Here is a 16,390-nt window from a genome sequence, read left to right on the forward strand (position 1 = left end):
GGAATCACCTCATGCGTATTGTAATTGTGCGTAAATCGCTTTCCAAGAAGCTAAACGACTCTCTTCTTGTAAGGCTAATCTTTCTGTGTCAATTTGTTCAAGCGCTTGATGATAAATATAGTAACGTAATTTTTCGGCTTCCTCTGCAATAAACGTAATCGCCCATGTCATGAGGGAAACTTTCTGTGCATCTAAATAATCTTGTGCATCGGGTTTTGTTACGGCTTCTAGTGCCTCACTTAGCTTCACTTTTTCGTTCTTTTCAAAGAAAGCTTTTTGATTGCGGAAATGAGATTTTACGCTAGCATATTTGGAAATATCCGCAAACGGTCCTTCAAAATCCAATAAATTTGGCTCAGAAGATTCAAAGGCTAGGAATGAGAAGCTTCGATTTAACTCTTTCAATTCGCGTACTTCATCTTTAAAACGTTGTTGCATCTTTTTGCTAATGAACTGCGATAAACGGAAGTTTGTTACACGCATTTCTTGAGTAAAATCAAAACGCAAGCTTTGCATCACTTCTTTTAATGCATGCTCCAATGCTTGTTGTGCTGGCATTGCAGCAAAGGTAGAAGGATTGTAGCCTTCCTTAAAGAACTCAGGGTAACGATAATAAACACGTTGAAGAACATAATAAAGTAGCTCATCAAGCTCCTGTTTTGTTTCACTCTCTAACATGCTCGTATTCAGTACACTGTACTTCGATTGAATATGTTGTTCAAGTGTTGTTAATTCCTCTAGTCGCTCATCTTTACGTTTTAAGTTTTCCTCTGTTTGGGCAATTAAATCCGCCAAACGTTGCTCCGTTTTATCAACTTCCTCTGCAAGAGCTTGAACGGCTAATGCACTCAACTCATCATTTAAGAATGTATGGAAGTCTTTTTCAAATGGTGGCATACCTGATGTTAAATCGGCACCTTCTACCTTTTCTTCCAACGCTAAAAGACTAGATACCCCATATAGTCTCGGGAAGCGAATGCCAAAGCGTTGTAACTCTGAGCGTACATAGCCTTTTACATCTTCCTGTTCTTCATCCGTTGTTGCCAAATCAATTGCATTGACAATAAAGAACATTTTATCTAGCTCAAATGCATCCTTCACACGACCAAGTTGTATTAAAAACTCTCGGTCAGCTTTGGCAAAGGCATGATTATAGTACGTAATAAATAAGATGGCATCAGCATTACGAATATATTCAAATGCTACGCCTGTATGGCGGGCATTAATAGAGTCCGCTCCTGGCGTGTCAACAAGTGTCACGCCCATACGTGTTAATGGGCTATCATAATAGAAGTCGATATTGTCAACAAAGCAAGATTTATTTTCTTGTGCTACAAATTTTTCAAACTCTTCACGGTCTACGCGAAGGATAGAACCAAACTCAGACTTAAAGGTTGGATAGCCTTCTTTATAGGCACGAATAAATGATTTATGAACATTTAAACGTTCGTCCGTTAACTGAACTGCAAGCCCTTCATCAGCACGATTATAGGCTTCCTCCAATGTCGATACAGACAAACCAATCGCCGCATAGGAGCCTTGAATATCCTCTAGCATTTGTTCAGCAGTTTTAAGCTGTACATCCGCTGTTTCATGTGGATGTTCAGGTGTAACTGGACGAATTTTATTGATGGCCGCAGTTGTTGGGTTTGGTGATACAGGTAACACCTTGGCTCCCATTAAAGCGTTCGAGAAGGAAGATTTCCCAGCACTGAATGCGCCAAACAATGCAATGGTAAAATCTTTTTTCTGTAGTCGTTCTACTTTATTTTCAAGGTATTGGGCTACTTCGGCAAAGCCTTGCACCTCTTTGACTGCATTAGCAGTATGAAGTGCACGGTTAATCACACCATCGATTGGTAGAGTCGTTGCACTAGTAGCTTGCTGAGCTTCCTCTTGTTGGATGATTTGCTCTTTTGGCTGCAACATAGACTCGTCAAATAAACGAATTTCTGCTAAATCTTGTTTAAATGATTGTTCCCAATTAGTAAGCTGTTGATTGGCAACTGTACGAATTTCATTGCTCGCTTGATGCATAGTACTTGCACTATATTGCTGATAGCCTTCAATTTCAAGGACCGCATTAATGGCATCTACTTTGTCCTGCATACCCGCCATTTTTAATTTTGATGGTGCGGCAGTTTCTGTTGCAACAGCTTCAAGAGTTGTCGCTTGCGCATTTTTCCAGCTATCTGTCTCCTGAATGAAGTAGCGCTTTGTTGCTTCTGCGATACGGTTAGCGAAGTTTAACACAGCATCACCTGTTAAAATAGCGCCTGTTTGAACTTGCTGCTCAATCAATGAAAAAGGTAAGTCAAATACATAGGCATCAATGGCTGCGGCACGTTCCTCATTTAATGCACCAACGTCCTTCAATGCCTTTTTCATAAGACCTTTTAAATGCCCCGTGATTTGTGCATGGACCACATTTTGATAGGCACTATACGCTTCTTCTTTGCGTCGGTTTCGCTCTTCCTCTGTTTTTTTCTTTGCAGTAAAGAGCCCCCCAACTTTAAAACCTTCCTGCATGCTTTCTAAATAAAGGCGTAAGCGATCGCGTAAATCAGCTGGCATAATTGCAGCATTAGCGAGCAGCTCCTTACGTTGCTCCTCAAACGTTTCGTTCCAAGCTTCTACTGAGAATAATTCAACCTGACGATTTAATTTATTGTATTGCTCTAAAATATCCTGATGGTGTGCCCAGTCATCCGCACTTAAAATTTCTTCATCAATTGCCAAACGATCCTGTCTTTCTTCCATTAAATAATTGTCATGCTCGCTTTGCAATAAACGCAATGTATTCGTAGCTGTTTGTACAAGCTGCTCCTGCCAATCATTCATACTGTCCATCACAATTTTCTTAACTGCCTCAAAATCATTATGTGGATGCTCAGGCTCTCTTAATGAAGTAAAGAAAACACCTTTCGGTACAACACCCCATGCTGCAAAGGATTGATGAACAGTTGCTTTAAATTCTTCGAAGCTCAATTCATTATCTTTATGCTTATCAATCATGTTGACAATTAAATAAACATTTGGATTATATTTCATTAATTGCTTTGTGAATTGGAAATTTAATTCCGACTGCACATGGTTGTAGTCCATTGTATAAAATACGATATCGGCAATATGTAATGCTGATTCCGTTGACATGCGGTGCGCATCATCTGTGGAGTCTACCCCTGGCGTATCCATTACAGTGACACCTAGTGGTAGTGTAGAGGCACTGTGTCCAATCTCAATTTGTGACACTAAATCCCCATTTTTACTTAGCTCTTTTACTGTTTTAAAATCATAGCCAGCCTCAAATTTTACAGGCTTTTCATTGTGCATATAAACAATCGCATAGTCTTCCTCTGATTTATGAACTTTTACGATGTTTGCACTTGTTGGAATAGGACTAGATGCCAGCAGATTTTCACCAGACAGCGCATTAATCATACTGGACTTCCCTGCAGAGAAATGGCCTGCAAAGCCAATCACATACTCTTTTTGCTGAATTTTTCGAGCAAAAAGTGATGTTTTATCCATGCGCTCTGTATCACCATTATGCTGATAAATTATGTATTGCAAAGAGGCTTGCTTTAATAGCCCCTCCAATTGTTGTTCAAAATCTTTCATGAAACCAGTAACCCCTTTTTCATTAATTATTCATAATTAGTATTCTACCTTATTCAACTAGCAAAGTATAACACTAATTTAAAGCATATATGCCAACGTTTCCATCCTTAGAAAAACATGTTTATACAAAAAATCTATGCCAAATGATAGATGGTCAACTAGTTCTTTTTATTTTTTCTTCATATTTTATAGTAAGCATATTCGGGGCAAAGTTATTTTTTTATGAAGGGAGTGTGATGCCATATGATAAATCCTAAGTCTCATCAAATCATTGAAAAATATTGTTCATGTAACTGTGAGGAGCGATTTATCTGGCCCCGTATAAAAGCAACAAACGGAATACCCATTAATCCTCCTGAAATAGTCCCTGAAGGTATGATTATCCCAACAATCCACCGATATTTTTATATCGTTACAGCTGATCTTGATCTATCGAATGGGGCAACTCTTCCAGCCGATCTCTTTTGGAATGATGAAGCAAATTCCGTTACTGAGTTTACAATTTTTTCACCCAATGGTTACGTTAACCTTTATATTAATGCAGTGATGCAGGAAGGCGGCATTTATACGGTAACCCCAGCCTCCCTGACAATCGTACCCTATAATGCCACATTGTATAGAGGAACACCCATCATTATTGAATCGCTAGGCTTTACAACAAAATAAAGGAAATGAAAGGAGGTGAATCGGGTGGCACTTTCCATTATTAATATTCACGTCAATGTAACAGGTACTTCTACAAGATTTTTTAACGTCTTAGCTGCACCCCTTGCCATTGCAGATGGCACAACAGTCGCTGCAACAACGTTTTTAAATGATAGCGGTACAGCAGCAACAGCATTCCCAGAAGTCGCAAATGGTTACTATAACTTATATATCAATGGTGTTCTACAAGAGGGTGGTGCCTATACAGTTTCTACAACTGAAATAACGTTCAATACTGTCACAGGTACTCTTTCTGCTGGTACGCCAATTGTGCTAGAAGCTGTGGAGCTAGTGACAACAATCTAAATAAAATGGATGCCTTGTTTAGGGCATCCATTTTTACATTTTATTGTAATCGCTTTTTGAGACCTGCAATTTTTTTCGCATAGTCTAGTGCATGTGGGCCATCTCCATGTATACATAAGGTTTGGACTGCAACTTTAATTTTTTTGGACTGGACCGACAACACTTCATTAGCAGTCAAAATACCTTTTACATGCACTAGCATTTCTTCTTCCGATTGTATTAAGGCATTTGGTTCCTGTCTGTTCACTAAAGTGCCGTCATTGTTATAGCGTCGATCCGAAAAAACCTCCTCATATACTTGAAGCCCTTTGTCTCTAGCAATCTCTACGATGAGGCTACCAGATAAGGCATATAAAATAAGCTGTGGATTAAGATCATACACTGCATTGACTACAGCCAACGCTTTTTCATGGTCATTCGCGCATTGATTATAAAGTGCGCCATGTGGTTTAACATGATGAAGCGTACCATTTTCAATCTCCACAAATGCTTGTAAGGCACCAATTTGATAAACCATCATATCGTAAATTTCACCTGAGCTACATTCCATGTTACGGCGACCAAACCCCTCTCGATCTGGATAGCCTGGATGCGCACCAATGTGAACGTTTTTACGAATGGCGCTACGTACGATTTGATGCATGATTGAATGATGTCCCGCATGATAGCCGCATGCAATGTTGATGGACGTTACATAGTCTAATAGTTCTTCATCCTTACCCGTTATAAAAGCATCATGGCTTTCACCTAGATCACAATTGATATCAATTGACATCATGTTTCCTCCAGTACAAAGTGAATTGTGTTAAACATACGCATTTGCGCTACTTTATGTAAATCTTCTTCATGAACTGTTGCAATAATAGGATAGCCTCCTACTGTTTGAGCATCAGCCATTAGGATAATGGGATCACCACTTTGAGGCACTTGGATTGTTCCGAACTGTGTAGCTTCTGACAGAATATCCTTCATTTCCTGAAGTTGTAAGGCAGGTCCTTTGATGTAGTAGCCCATACGATTGCCGCCAATAAATTGAAAAGGATTTTGTAAAAATTGTTGCTGACTTTTTTCTGTAAATAAATGAAAATGAGGTCCTTTAAACAGTCGAGCAGTTATGGAACTGTCAAAACGCGGACGATAGGGTGCATATAGCCCTCTATTATTTTTTAGAGATGGTGATACTTGCCCATATAAAATACTTCCTTTTGTAATGCATGTTCCCAAATTCCCAAGCGGAAGGTAGGATTGGCTACCAAGCTCATCGTTTGTACGAAAACCTCCTAATGGAGTTAAGTAAACAATAGAGCCTTGATGGACACTCTTGATAGATAATCTATCTCCCCTTGTTAAATGGAATGTTTTCCACATTTCGATTGGTACTTGATTAACCAAGCATGTACCATGTCCTCCTGTTAATACATAAACACAATCAGCCAGCGCCTCAAATTCAAAACCACCTACAAACATTTCAAAAGACGTTTCATCATGATGGTGATGTAAGATTCTTTGAGCTGCATTAAACGATCGGTGATCCATTGGTCCAGATAACGGAATACCAAATGCCCGATAGCCGAACCTTCCTTTATCTTGTAAGCTTCCAAAAACCCCTTGTTTTGTTACAAGCAGAAGTGGCTTCAATTGCTACACTCCTTTGCTTTTCATTTCCCAAAATTGCTGTTGGGTTATTTCATAAAACTGAACTTCATCACCAAGTTCAAATAAAAATGGCTCTTTGCCATGAACATCAAATAAATCAAACGGTGTTTTCCCTATAATATTCCAGCCTCCAGGTGAATCAACAGGATAGATTCCCGTTTGTCCACCCCCAATCCCAACTGAACTCGCTGATACAGATGCCCTTGGTTTCTGTAAGCGTGGCACAAATAATTTAGAATCAAGCTCACCTAAGTATGGAAACCCTGGTAAAAAGCCGATTAAATACACATAATAGCTTTTGGACATATGCAATGTTTTAATGTCCTCAAAAGGTAATCCTGTGAAATTCATTACGCGCTTGCGATCTAAGGCAAATTCCTCATCATAGCAGACGGGTATTTTTAAAAGTCGATTCGTTCCTTCGTCAATGGTTGTGGAGGCTTGCATCTCAAGCCACTGCATCCTTAAACGTTCAACATCTATTTTTTGTTTAATATAAGCTGTCACAGTGTGGTAGCTTGCAACACTTTCGACTAGGTTATGCTGTAGCTGCTGTTTCAGAAATCGATTGAACGCTTGGACCGCGTGAAAGTTTGAGTGGGAAATTACCTCTTTGAATGCAAAACGAATAGTATGTTGACTAATCCACATGGAATGCGGAAAATCAATGATTGGTTGCACGTGCCGTCTCCTCAATACAAAGCTGTACCGCAGCTATCAAATCTCCGATACTCCAGCCTGGAATTTTGCCATGTTGGATTGCCAGCTCAAATGATGCTGGAATATGAATAAAGCCAGCACGAACCCCTTCATGTTGCTGCGCATAAGCAAGCCCCTCATACATAATGTTATTACATAAGTATGTACCCGCTGTATTAGAGATTTCCGCTGGATATCCTTCTGCATGCAAACGATTTACCATACTGCGAATCGGTAAGTTTGTTAGATAAGCATCTGCCCCCTCCTCATGGATGCGCTCATCAACTGGTGTATAGCCATTATTATCAGGCTCTCCGTCTTTCACATTAATAGCAATGCGCTCGGGTGTCACTTTAAAACGTCCTCCAGCTAATCCTAATGAAATAATGATTTGTGGTTTCACTTCTTCTATATGTTGTTTTAATTGCTCCGCTGATTGCTGAAAATCTACAGATAGAATTCGTCCGACGATATCATAGCTATCTATCTTCTTTCCATTTAATGCTTTCACAATTTGCATCGTTGGATTTATTTTATAATCAAGAAATGGCTCAAACCCTGTTACTAATATTTTTGTCATATTTGTCACCTAATTTCTTTAAATAATCTTAAAGGTTTGCTTCATTTTACAATAGATTTCTGAAAAAACAAATATTTCCCTTGAACAAAAACATGTAAAAAAAGAGCCGATTCTTTTCCCTCCTATATACTATGGAGAAACTTTTGTAACTTGGTTGATTGCAGAGGAGACCGTGTCACTCATAGGCGATGAGTGTTACAGATAAGATCCTGGAGGGTAAGTGAAAATGGACACTTGCTAAAGCCTTTTTCTGCACATCTATTTTCTTTCTTAACATCATGAAAAAGAGTATGAAGCACAGCAGCTTCATACTCTTTTGTTTAGCTCTTATTTCAAATGTGCAGTTGCCTGGTTCATGACGTATTTTCCAACTCCAATATAGATCACGACAGCTGCTCCAATCAATACGAATGTCATTGCGAACCGCTCCTTCTTCGTTATTTTTCGTTAAGTTTTCAGACGTTTACATTGAATTTGAAAATCATTCTCATTAATATATTATAAATTTCATGTGAATTCGTCAAGACATACTTTCATCTTACCCTTTTTACATGGTAAGATGTAGAAAAGTCGGAAAAAGGATGCGGTAATGATGAGTAATTCGAAGTACTTTCAAACTATTTTAAACGGGACAATTCACGCTTTAAAAACCATTCTTCCTATGGATATAGAAGTAAAGTCGCCTAGTATTATTTCTGAACCCTTTCAACAACAACAAATGGGCGTATTAATTGGCTTAATCGGAGATTTAAAGGGACGCGTCATCATTGACTCCTCTCCCGAAGTGTTCAGCGGGATCGGTAGTACCATGTTCGGTATGCCGCTTGAAGGAGAAATGCTAGAATCCTTTACAGGGGAATTTGGTAACATGATTGCAGGAAATTTATGTACAGCTGTTGGGCAAGAAAGCTTAGAAATTGATATCACTCCGCCAACGGTGATGGTGGGCAATACAAAATTATATGGCTTTGAAAAGGCCTTTGCACTCCCAGTTTCGGTCCCAAGCGTCGGTGCCCTAACAGTTCTATTAACAATTGAAGAAGAAGCGGAATAGAGCTTAATAGGTTTTAAGTCTGTTCCAAATAAGACATTGTATGCAAGACTTTCAGCATTTATTTGTAAGACTTACCGTTTGCCCAAAAGAAATAAGAAGGACAGTTCTCCTTCCTTAAAATCTATTATTTTTATTAAAAAAAGTGAATTATAATCATTAAACAAGCCATCTCAATGACTTTTGAGATGGCTTGTTTTTTTTCTCTCTTAAATTCTTCACACTTTTTTCACATAATTCCCCTAGAAGTGTGATTTTTTTCACATCAAAATGTAGGAGATTTTTATATGATGACAGTAAGAAACACAACAATAAAAAGCGTAGGAGGAGCAAAAATGGCAAATAAAAAGAAGTCAGATGAAAATTTAAAAGGTTCACTCTATGCAGTTTTTGGAGTAGGTATTATCATCATTTTACTTTGGGTGTACTGCTTCGATTTGTTCATTGGACGGTTTTAATCTACGAAGAAGGGACAGAAACATATGCACATACATAAGTATGAGAAATACTGGCTTGTTTTTGGAGTTACCACTTTAGTGGCATTCCTGATCATTCTCGGTATCGGAGCATTTCATCAAGGCTCTCATCCAAACAATGGTAAAAAAACACTAGATTACGAGAAAGTGAAAGAGACAGCTCCTTTTGATAATCCAGGTGTCCATAAGGTTGAAGGTAAGGATTGGGATTACGAAGTGGTAGTAGTTGCTTCTGCATTCAATTATAATCCTCCACAAATTGAGGTTCCACTTGGTGCAAAAGTGAAATTTATCGCAACAAGCGAGGATGTTATGCATGGTTTTGAGGTTGCAGGTACGAATATCAATATGATGCTTGAGCCTGGCTATATTTCGGAATATGTGACAGAAGTCAATAAGGTTGGCGAGTTTTTAATCGTATGTAATGAGTATTGTGGTACAGGACATACGATGATGCACTCTATGCTAAAGGTGGTGGATTCAAATGAGTCACACTAATTCAATGACAAAAGTGGATCGTCGAGATGCAAAGCTAGCAATGGCACATATTTACGTGGCATTTATCGCATTGTTATTAGGTGGTCTTGCAGGTTTATTACAGGTTTTTGTACGTTCTGGTCAATTTACATTACCAGCAGGCATTGGTTATTATCAAGTATTAACAGTTCATGGTGTATTACTCGGTCTTATATTAACTACATTCTTTATTTACGGCTTCCAAATTGCAAGTGTAAGTCGAACATCTGGTACATTCACTGATACTCAGAGAAGACTTGGCTGGATTGGTTTCTGGTTAATGACTATCGGGACAGCTGCTGCCGCAACGATGGTGTTATTGAATAAAGCAACTGTTCTTTATACATTCTATGCACCATTAAAGGCACATTGGATTTTCTATTTAGGTCTTACATTAGTCGTTGTTGGTTCTTGGGTTGGCGGCGCAGGTCAAATATTACGTTATGTCCAGTGGCGCAAAGAAAATAAAGCGAGTGGACAACGTAGCCCGTTACTATCATTTATGGTAGTTGTTAATAATTTAATGTGGTTCGTGGCAACGCTTGGTGTGGCAGCCTCTGTTTTAATTCAATTATTACCATGGTCCTTAGGTTTAATTGAACGTGTCGATGTGGCATTATCACGTACACTTTTCTGGTATTTTGGCCATGCACTCGTATACTTCTGGTTATTACCTGCCTATATGGTTTGGTACGTGATTATTCCAAAAGTAATTGGCGGAAAAATTTTCTCCGATTCTTTAGCAAGACTTTCGTTTATGCTGTTCTTACTCTTCTCTATTCCTGTTGGGATTCACCATCAGTTAACAGAGCCTGGTATTGATGGTACATGGAAGTTCATTCAAGTTGTTTTAACATTTGCTGTAATCGTGCCTTCTCTAATGACAGCCTTCTCGATGTTTGCCATGTTCGAGTTACGTGGACGTGAATTAGGTGGCAAAGGACTATTTGGTTGGTTTAAAAAATTACCTTGGAAGGATGCTCGTTTCTTCGTACCATTTATCGGTATGGTGTCATTTATTCCAGGGGGTGCAGGCGGTATTGTCAATGCCTCTTATCAAATGAATCAATTAATTCATAATACCATTTGGGTTACAGGGCATTTCCATTTAACGATTGCAACAGCTGTTGTTTTAACTTACTTCGGTGCGGCATTCTGGTTAATTCCACATTTAACAGGTCGTACACTTTCGAAGTCTTTAAATAATCTTAGTAATTTCGCTGGTATCTTATGGGGTACTGGTATGACGATTATGTCTTCAGCAATGCATATTGCTGGTCTGTTTGGCGCACCTCGTCGCTCAGATTACTCAGAATATGGTGGCGCTCAGCAGGCTTACGATTGGATTCCTTATCAAATCGCGCAAGCTGTGGGTGGAACAATCCTCTTTATCGCCATCCTAGTGATCATTTATATCGTCGTGAAACTTGCTTGGTTCGCACCTAAAGGTGACGAAGAATTCCCTGTAGGTGACGTACATGAGCTTAGCGGTCCGACACCAGCTATTTTAGAAAACTTTAAAATCTGGCTTGTTATTTTAGTAGCCTTAATTTTATTCGCTTACACAGTACCAATTATCGATATTATTTCGAACTCACCTGCCGGCTCCAAAGGCTATCAATTGTGGTAAGCATCCAAACGCATCTTCCTATAAAAAAGCGATTTCTCAATAACGAGAAATCGCTTTTTTCACTTTATAATTGATATAGCTTTGTATATTTTTCTTGTAAGTAGTCTGCCAGATACTTGGCATTTAAGCCTTCCCCTGTCGCTTCTTTCAGCAATTCAAACGGCTTTTTCAATGCTCCATATTGATGAACTTTATCAGTTAGCCACTCTCGAATTGGCAGTAGCTCTCCCTTTTCTAGTAATTCATCAAAATTAGGAATATCCTTGTCCATCGCATGCTTCCACTGTGCGGCATAAATCATACCTAATGCATAGGATGGGAAGTAGCCAAACATGCCGCCTGACCAATGCATGTCTTGTAGCACACCTTGTGCATCTGTCTCAGGGAATATAATAAATTACCTAACCAGATGTTATATAAAGGTTAATTTCATGATTGTTGTGTTGGGTGAGGAAATACTCTTATGGATAAAAGACCTGTTTTAAATGAACATTAGATGTCACACCCCCCTCCCAAAAATCCAAAACTTTCATCGATGTCCTAAAGGGAGGCAATTTTATGTTTCTAGGCTAGCCTGTTAAATTACTTAGGACTGTACTCATGGTTTATTGCTGTTTGAAGCTAACACATGCCTTGTTTAGAATTCTCTGATTGCTGTTTATAAAACTCCAAAATTAGATGAAAAGAGGGAAAAAATGAAAACAAAATGGCTTTTGAGTAGTAGTGCCGTGTTGATGGGTTTGTTTGGGTTGGCAGGAACCTTTTTTCCCGAAGAAATTTCAAAAATACTAGGGATTGACCCTTCACCCATTATTTTGATTCTTCTGCAAATCATCGGAGGACTATATTTAGGGTTCGCAATGTTAAACTGGTTTACACGTTCTGCCCTGATTGGCGGCATCTATAACAAACCTGTCATATCGGGAAATCTGATATATTGCATCGTTGTCTTTTTTGCCCTATTCCGGCAGTTGGCGGAGAAGTTTCATTTCATATTCGCTATTTTGACAGTAGTTTATCTTGGGTTTGCTGTTTGGTTTACATTGGTTCTGCGCTCGAATCCTTTTGGCAATCAATCAAAAATGTCTGTCTAACTTTATAAATAAGGAATTTATATTGGGGTTCTCTTTTTTAAGTACGCTATGCTGTACTAGTCTTTTGAGCAACTCTAAGTATATTAAAACGACAAAAATTCCTACTTTTATATTGAAAGAAGGAATTTTTCTTTTTATTCCATTATGAGAATTTAAGTTAAAGATTACACTGTATTTAGCGGTCTATTTTTTTAAATAATGATAAATCTTTTCAAGCAATGGGTTATGAATTTAATAACAAGTTAAAGATTTTTGAATTTATTATGAACCTACTACATTCACGTTTAAAATATTGAATAGATCGTTTTAAAGGCGTTGATTCTAAATAACTCGATAATTACTTAGTGCGTTTTTTATTTATAGATAGTCATAGCAATGAAAGCACAAAAAAATGACAGAAACACATTGTAGTTTATGTCTGTTCAATGACTATTGAAGAATACCCAAATGCTTCTTGTTGATGTAGATTTGATTAGTAATAAAGTTTGATTAAATTAACGATATCAACCTTGATATGAGAACAAAACTAAAGAGCAAGTTTTGAAAAAATGATTGTTCAAAGCTTGCTCTTATTGAATGGCATCGATTAAATTTTTAAAGTTCGATAATTTTTGAAACTCTTGTTTTACAAAGCACCTCGTTAACTCAATTAGTAATACATTATTTAACCAACGTTTGAAGACTTATTAACACGGGGGCATACACAATTAGTGGAATAAGCAAAATTACTGCACCAATTTTTTTATTCCCCTTTTGTAATAATAAAAGAGTAGTCAAGAAAAATAATGGATAAATAATAAAAGTAATTATTAATACACCATCAACTACTTGATACAATTTTCCTGTAAATGCACTTATGAATGGGATTGAAATCCATTCTAATACGCAAAATGCAATAACCAATATCCACAACCATTTAAGTGTCACCACTAATCACCCCTAAATTATTGATTGGTCATAAAAGTAAAAACTATATACGGTTCATCATACATAAGCTACACAAATAAATATTTACACAACAATCTGGCCAGATTGTTTAACACAAGGGTTCAATTTAAAAATGACGCTTTATAATGTTGAACACTATATAAAAAATATTGATGTAACATGAAATGAAGCTTACTTTAATCTTGACTTGTAATTTTAGTAGCCTTATTTATATTCGCTTACACCATTCCAATCTTCGAAATTATTACAAATTCACAAGCGGGCTCAAAGGCTTTAAGCTTTTGGTAAGAATATTTTCAAAGCAACAAGCGATTTCTCTAAAATGAGAAATCGCTTTTTTCACTTTATAATTGATAGAGTTTCGTATATTTTTCTTGTAAGTAGTCTGCCAGATACTTGGCATTTAAGCCTTCCCCTGTCGCTTCTTTCAGCAATTCAAACGGCTTTTTCAATGCTCCATATTGATGAACTTTATCAGTTAGCCACTCTCGAATTGGCAGTAGCTCTCCCTTTTCTAGTAATTCATCAAAATTAGGAATATCCTTGTCCATCGCATGCTTCCACTGTGCTGCATAAATCATCCCTAATGCATAGGATGGGAAATAGCCAAACATGCCGCCTGACCAATGCATGTCTTGTAGCACACCTTGTGCATCTGTCTCAGGACGAATACCTAAATATTCCTCATATTTATCATTCCATACCTGTGGTAGATCCTTCGCCTGTAAATCCCCATTGAACAGGTCACGTTCAATTTCATAGCGAATCATGATATGTAATGGATATGTTAGTTCATCTGCTTCAATGCGAATCAATGATGGTTCTACCATATTGATGGCACGTAAAAAATCTGCTAACGCCACATCACCAAATTGAGCGGGTGAGAAGTGCTGAAGACGCTCGTAGTTATGCTCCCAGAACTTTTCATTTCTGCCGACAAAGTTTTCATAAAATAATGATTGTGATTCATGAATCCCCATCGATGTACCAGTAGCTAATGGCAGACCTGCAAGTTTTTCATCAATATTTTGCTCATACATCGCATGACCACACTCATGAATTGTGCCAAAAATGGCCGAACGGAAATCATTTTCATCATACTTAGTCGTAATACGCGCATCACCATAGTTTAAGCCAATCATGAATGGATGGACGCTTTCATCCAAGCGACCAGCATCAAAGTCATAGCCGAGCTGAGCAAGCAATTCTAATGATAAATCACGCTGTGCCTCACGTGGAAAATGCTTAAATAACATGCTAGTATCAGGTTTATTCGATGAATGAGCAATTTTTTGAACAAGCGTCACAATAGTCTCACGTAATTCACCAAATACTTGATCTACGACATCTGTTGTCATATCTGGCTCATATAAATCTAGTAATGTATTGTATGGAGATCCATTTTTAATGCCCCAATATTGAATGAATTTTTTCTGCCATTGAATGATTTCTTCTAGGTATGGTAGGAATAGAGCAAAATTATTCGTTGCCTTCGCTTCTTCCCAAGCCGTTTCTGCCTTCGATTGAAGAATGACGAATTCTTTGTATTCATTCGCAGGGATTTTTTTATTTTGATCGTAATTCTTTCTTACTTCTTCTACTAAACGTAGTGTTACATAGTCAAGATCAGCTTTTTGTGCCTCTAATGCTGCTAAAAGCTCTCCTAGTTCTTCACTCGTCTGCATATCAAATAAGGAGGCTGATAATGTACCAATTACCTCAGAACGTTGTGCTAACCCCTTTTTCGGTGCACCCGTCCGCATATCCCAATAAATCACATTGAGCGCTTCCTCATAATGCTGCATTTTCTTCACATAGTCTGTAAATTGTTGAACAGTCATGCATTCATCCTCCTTTTCACGTTATAAGTTTATCATATTTTCGAAAATTTTGTATATTGCGGACTTTCTAGGATAATTATTCAGAATATTCATTTTTTAACTTCTCTATTATTTTGATGTATTGTCTATCCCCTAATCCATAGTGTGGAAAGAGGAAAAACAATTGCTTTAACAGGTCATTTTGAGATAGATTGAGGTGTTTTTTTATATACGTAGTGATCTCATTCTCTTCATTTAAATAGCTGAAAAATAATTGAATACCCTGATACATGACAGGTATAAGCGTTGTCTTGGGCAGACGATGGTGCATCAATACCTCTTGATAGACCTCCCCATACGGTCCAAGTTCTATCTCTGTTTCTTCCACATCATAGGTCATCTCCTTGACCATATAATAATAGACTTTGCCTTGATACCTTTGTTGCTCTAGGAAAGCGAGGACTGTCAATAAATTCATCTGACAAAACATATCATCTCCAAACCATAAAACAATACATTCATAGTCATTTGTTAACAATGGCTTCAACGGATTCAATGTCACCTGCTCATATTGTTGTAAAGACACCTCATGCCCTATAGCACGCAGTTTATTAAATTCTTCACTGAAAATCGGACTAATCGTTGGATTCGCACACATCGCTTCATTGAAAGGAACGTAATCACTGTTGCCCATTAATTGTTGTTTTGCGAACTCCTCATACATCATTTGACCATTTAATACATTCAATAGCTCTTGATCGTATTGCACATTCATCTTCTCTTGTAATGCTTCAATTTTTAATTTCTGAGAAATATCCATCGTCAACCATCCTCCATCATCCTGTAATCTCAACTTTACAAAGGTTTGTAAAGGTTGAGGAGACTTTCTGTAATCATTCGGACTTATACCAAAGTACCTTTTAAAAGCTCTAGAAAAGGATTCCTGTGATGAAAAGCCGTAGTGAAAGGCGATGTCGATTATTTTCTTTTGTGGATCTTTTAATGCAATAGTAGAAAGATAAATTTTACGTAGTGATCTATATTTTTTAATCGTCATCCCGGTCGTCTGATGGAATTTAAAAGAACAGTAATAAGGAGAATAGCCCATATCCTTTCCTAATTGCTCTAGTGAAAATCCTTCTGATAGGTGACGCTCAATCCAATCTATCATCTCCTGTACAATGTTGTTCATCCACATCCCTCCTAATTAAATTATAGTAGAAGCGATAATGATTTTTATGATATAAGTTGTGAATGAAAAAAACTGCAGCAAACTTTAAAGTCTGCT

Annotated in this window: 15 protein-coding genes and 2 pseudogenes; 8 read left to right on the plus strand and 9 right to left on the minus strand. The window is 37.7% G+C overall.

Annotated features, from left to right (window positions below; genetic code table 11):
- Positions 1-9 precede the first annotated feature (9 nt).
- Positions 10-3,621 carry a dynamin family protein gene (locus RCJ95_RS19215; protein ID WP_221680713.1) on the minus strand — a complete coding sequence of 1,204 codons (3,612 nt, stop codon included), beginning with the start codon at positions 3,619-3,621 and terminating at the stop codon, positions 10-12.
- A 243-nt stretch (positions 3,622-3,864) separates the two neighbouring features.
- Between RCJ95_RS19215 and RCJ95_RS19220 the strand changes: the two genes are divergently transcribed.
- Both RCJ95_RS19220 and RCJ95_RS19225 read left to right on the plus strand, forming a co-directional pair.
- Complete coding sequence (locus RCJ95_RS19220) at positions 3,865-4,287, plus strand: DUF4183 domain-containing protein (protein ID WP_274772488.1); 423 nt, start codon at positions 3,865-3,867, stop codon at positions 4,285-4,287.
- Between the two features lie 24 nt (positions 4,288-4,311).
- A complete protein-coding gene (locus RCJ95_RS19225; RefSeq protein ID WP_221680711.1) occupies positions 4,312-4,632 on the plus strand; it encodes a DUF4183 domain-containing protein in 321 nt (106 codons plus the stop codon).
- Positions 4,633-4,672: 40 nt separating this feature from the next.
- Here the strand turns inward: RCJ95_RS19225 and RCJ95_RS19230 are convergent, their stop codons facing one another.
- From RCJ95_RS19230 to pcp, 4 genes are read right to left on the minus strand one after another with little or no spacing between them, the layout of a single operon-like run.
- Positions 4,673-5,407, minus strand: a complete 735-nt coding sequence (locus RCJ95_RS19230) for a 5-oxoprolinase subunit PxpA (protein WP_370635367.1) — start codon at positions 5,405-5,407, stop codon at positions 4,673-4,675.
- Positions 5,407-6,270 carry a 5-oxoprolinase subunit C family protein gene (locus tag RCJ95_RS19235; protein WP_205442542.1) on the minus strand — a complete coding sequence of 288 codons (864 nt, stop codon included), beginning with the start codon at positions 6,268-6,270 and terminating at the stop codon, positions 5,407-5,409. Before RCJ95_RS19235 ends, RCJ95_RS19230 begins: the two co-directional genes overlap by 1 nt.
- A 3-nt stretch (positions 6,271-6,273) precedes the next feature.
- Positions 6,274-6,969: a 5-oxoprolinase subunit PxpB gene (pxpB, locus tag RCJ95_RS19240; RefSeq protein ID WP_221680709.1), complete on the minus strand. Its 696-nt coding sequence runs from the start codon at positions 6,967-6,969 to the stop codon at positions 6,274-6,276.
- Positions 6,953-7,567, minus strand: coding sequence for a pyroglutamyl-peptidase I (pcp, locus tag RCJ95_RS19245; protein WP_221680708.1), 615 nt, complete (start codon positions 7,565-7,567; stop codon positions 6,953-6,955). The genes pxpB and pcp overlap by 17 nt, the downstream gene beginning before the upstream one ends.
- A 592-nt stretch (positions 7,568-8,159) precedes the next feature.
- Between pcp and RCJ95_RS19250 the strand changes: the two genes are divergently transcribed.
- From RCJ95_RS19250 to RCJ95_RS19265, 4 genes are all read left to right on the plus strand, one after another.
- Positions 8,160-8,621: a chemotaxis protein CheX gene (locus RCJ95_RS19250; protein ID WP_004269332.1), complete on the plus strand. Its 462-nt coding sequence runs from the start codon at positions 8,160-8,162 to the stop codon at positions 8,619-8,621.
- A gap of 332 nt (positions 8,622-8,953) precedes the next feature.
- Positions 8,954-9,076, plus strand: a complete 123-nt coding sequence (locus RCJ95_RS19255; protein WP_009370491.1) for a hypothetical protein — start codon at positions 8,954-8,956, stop codon at positions 9,074-9,076.
- Between the two features lie 24 nt (positions 9,077-9,100).
- Entirely contained in the window at positions 9,101-9,592 is a 492-nt protein-coding gene (locus RCJ95_RS19260; protein ID WP_004269330.1) for a cytochrome b5, read from the plus strand.
- The gene (locus RCJ95_RS19265) at positions 9,579-11,240 is read left to right on the plus strand and encodes a b(o/a)3-type cytochrome-c oxidase subunit 1 (RefSeq protein WP_221680707.1); all 1,662 of its coding nucleotides are present in this window, start codon (positions 9,579-9,581) and stop codon (positions 11,238-11,240) included. Before RCJ95_RS19260 ends, RCJ95_RS19265 begins: the two co-directional genes overlap by 14 nt.
- Before the next feature lie 64 nt (positions 11,241-11,304).
- Here RCJ95_RS19265 and RCJ95_RS19270 read toward each other — a convergent pair.
- Positions 11,305-11,631: pseudogene (locus RCJ95_RS19270) on the minus strand (carboxypeptidase M32); the annotation flags it as partial.
- Between the two features lie 304 nt (positions 11,632-11,935).
- Here RCJ95_RS19270 and RCJ95_RS19275 point away from each other — a divergent pair.
- Together RCJ95_RS19275 and RCJ95_RS19280 are read left to right on the plus strand one after the other, a co-directional pair.
- Positions 11,936-12,334, plus strand: a complete 399-nt coding sequence (locus RCJ95_RS19275) for a multidrug DMT transporter permease (protein WP_446722634.1) — start codon at positions 11,936-11,938, stop codon at positions 12,332-12,334.
- A gap of 263 nt (positions 12,335-12,597) precedes the next feature.
- A pseudogene (locus RCJ95_RS19280) lies at positions 12,598-12,723 on the plus strand (IS1595 family transposase); the annotation flags it as partial.
- A gap of 271 nt (positions 12,724-12,994) precedes the next feature.
- On the opposite strand, the gene RCJ95_RS19285 reads toward RCJ95_RS19280, so the two are convergent.
- The 3 genes from RCJ95_RS19285 to RCJ95_RS19295 form a co-directional block, all read right to left on the minus strand.
- Complete coding sequence (locus tag RCJ95_RS19285; protein ID WP_054550783.1) at positions 12,995-13,261, minus strand: hypothetical protein; 267 nt, start codon at positions 13,259-13,261, stop codon at positions 12,995-12,997.
- 365 nt (positions 13,262-13,626) lie between these two features.
- The gene (locus RCJ95_RS19290; RefSeq protein ID WP_446722635.1) at positions 13,627-15,123 is read right to left on the minus strand and encodes a carboxypeptidase M32; all 1,497 of its coding nucleotides are present in this window, start codon (positions 15,121-15,123) and stop codon (positions 13,627-13,629) included.
- A 76-nt stretch (positions 15,124-15,199) separates the two neighbouring features.
- Entirely contained in the window at positions 15,200-16,294 is a 1,095-nt protein-coding gene (locus tag RCJ95_RS19295; protein ID WP_446722636.1) for a helix-turn-helix domain-containing protein, read from the minus strand.
- Between the last annotated feature and the right edge of the window lie 96 nt (positions 16,295-16,390).

It is taken from the genome of Lysinibacillus sp. BSL11 (assembly GCF_052928325.1).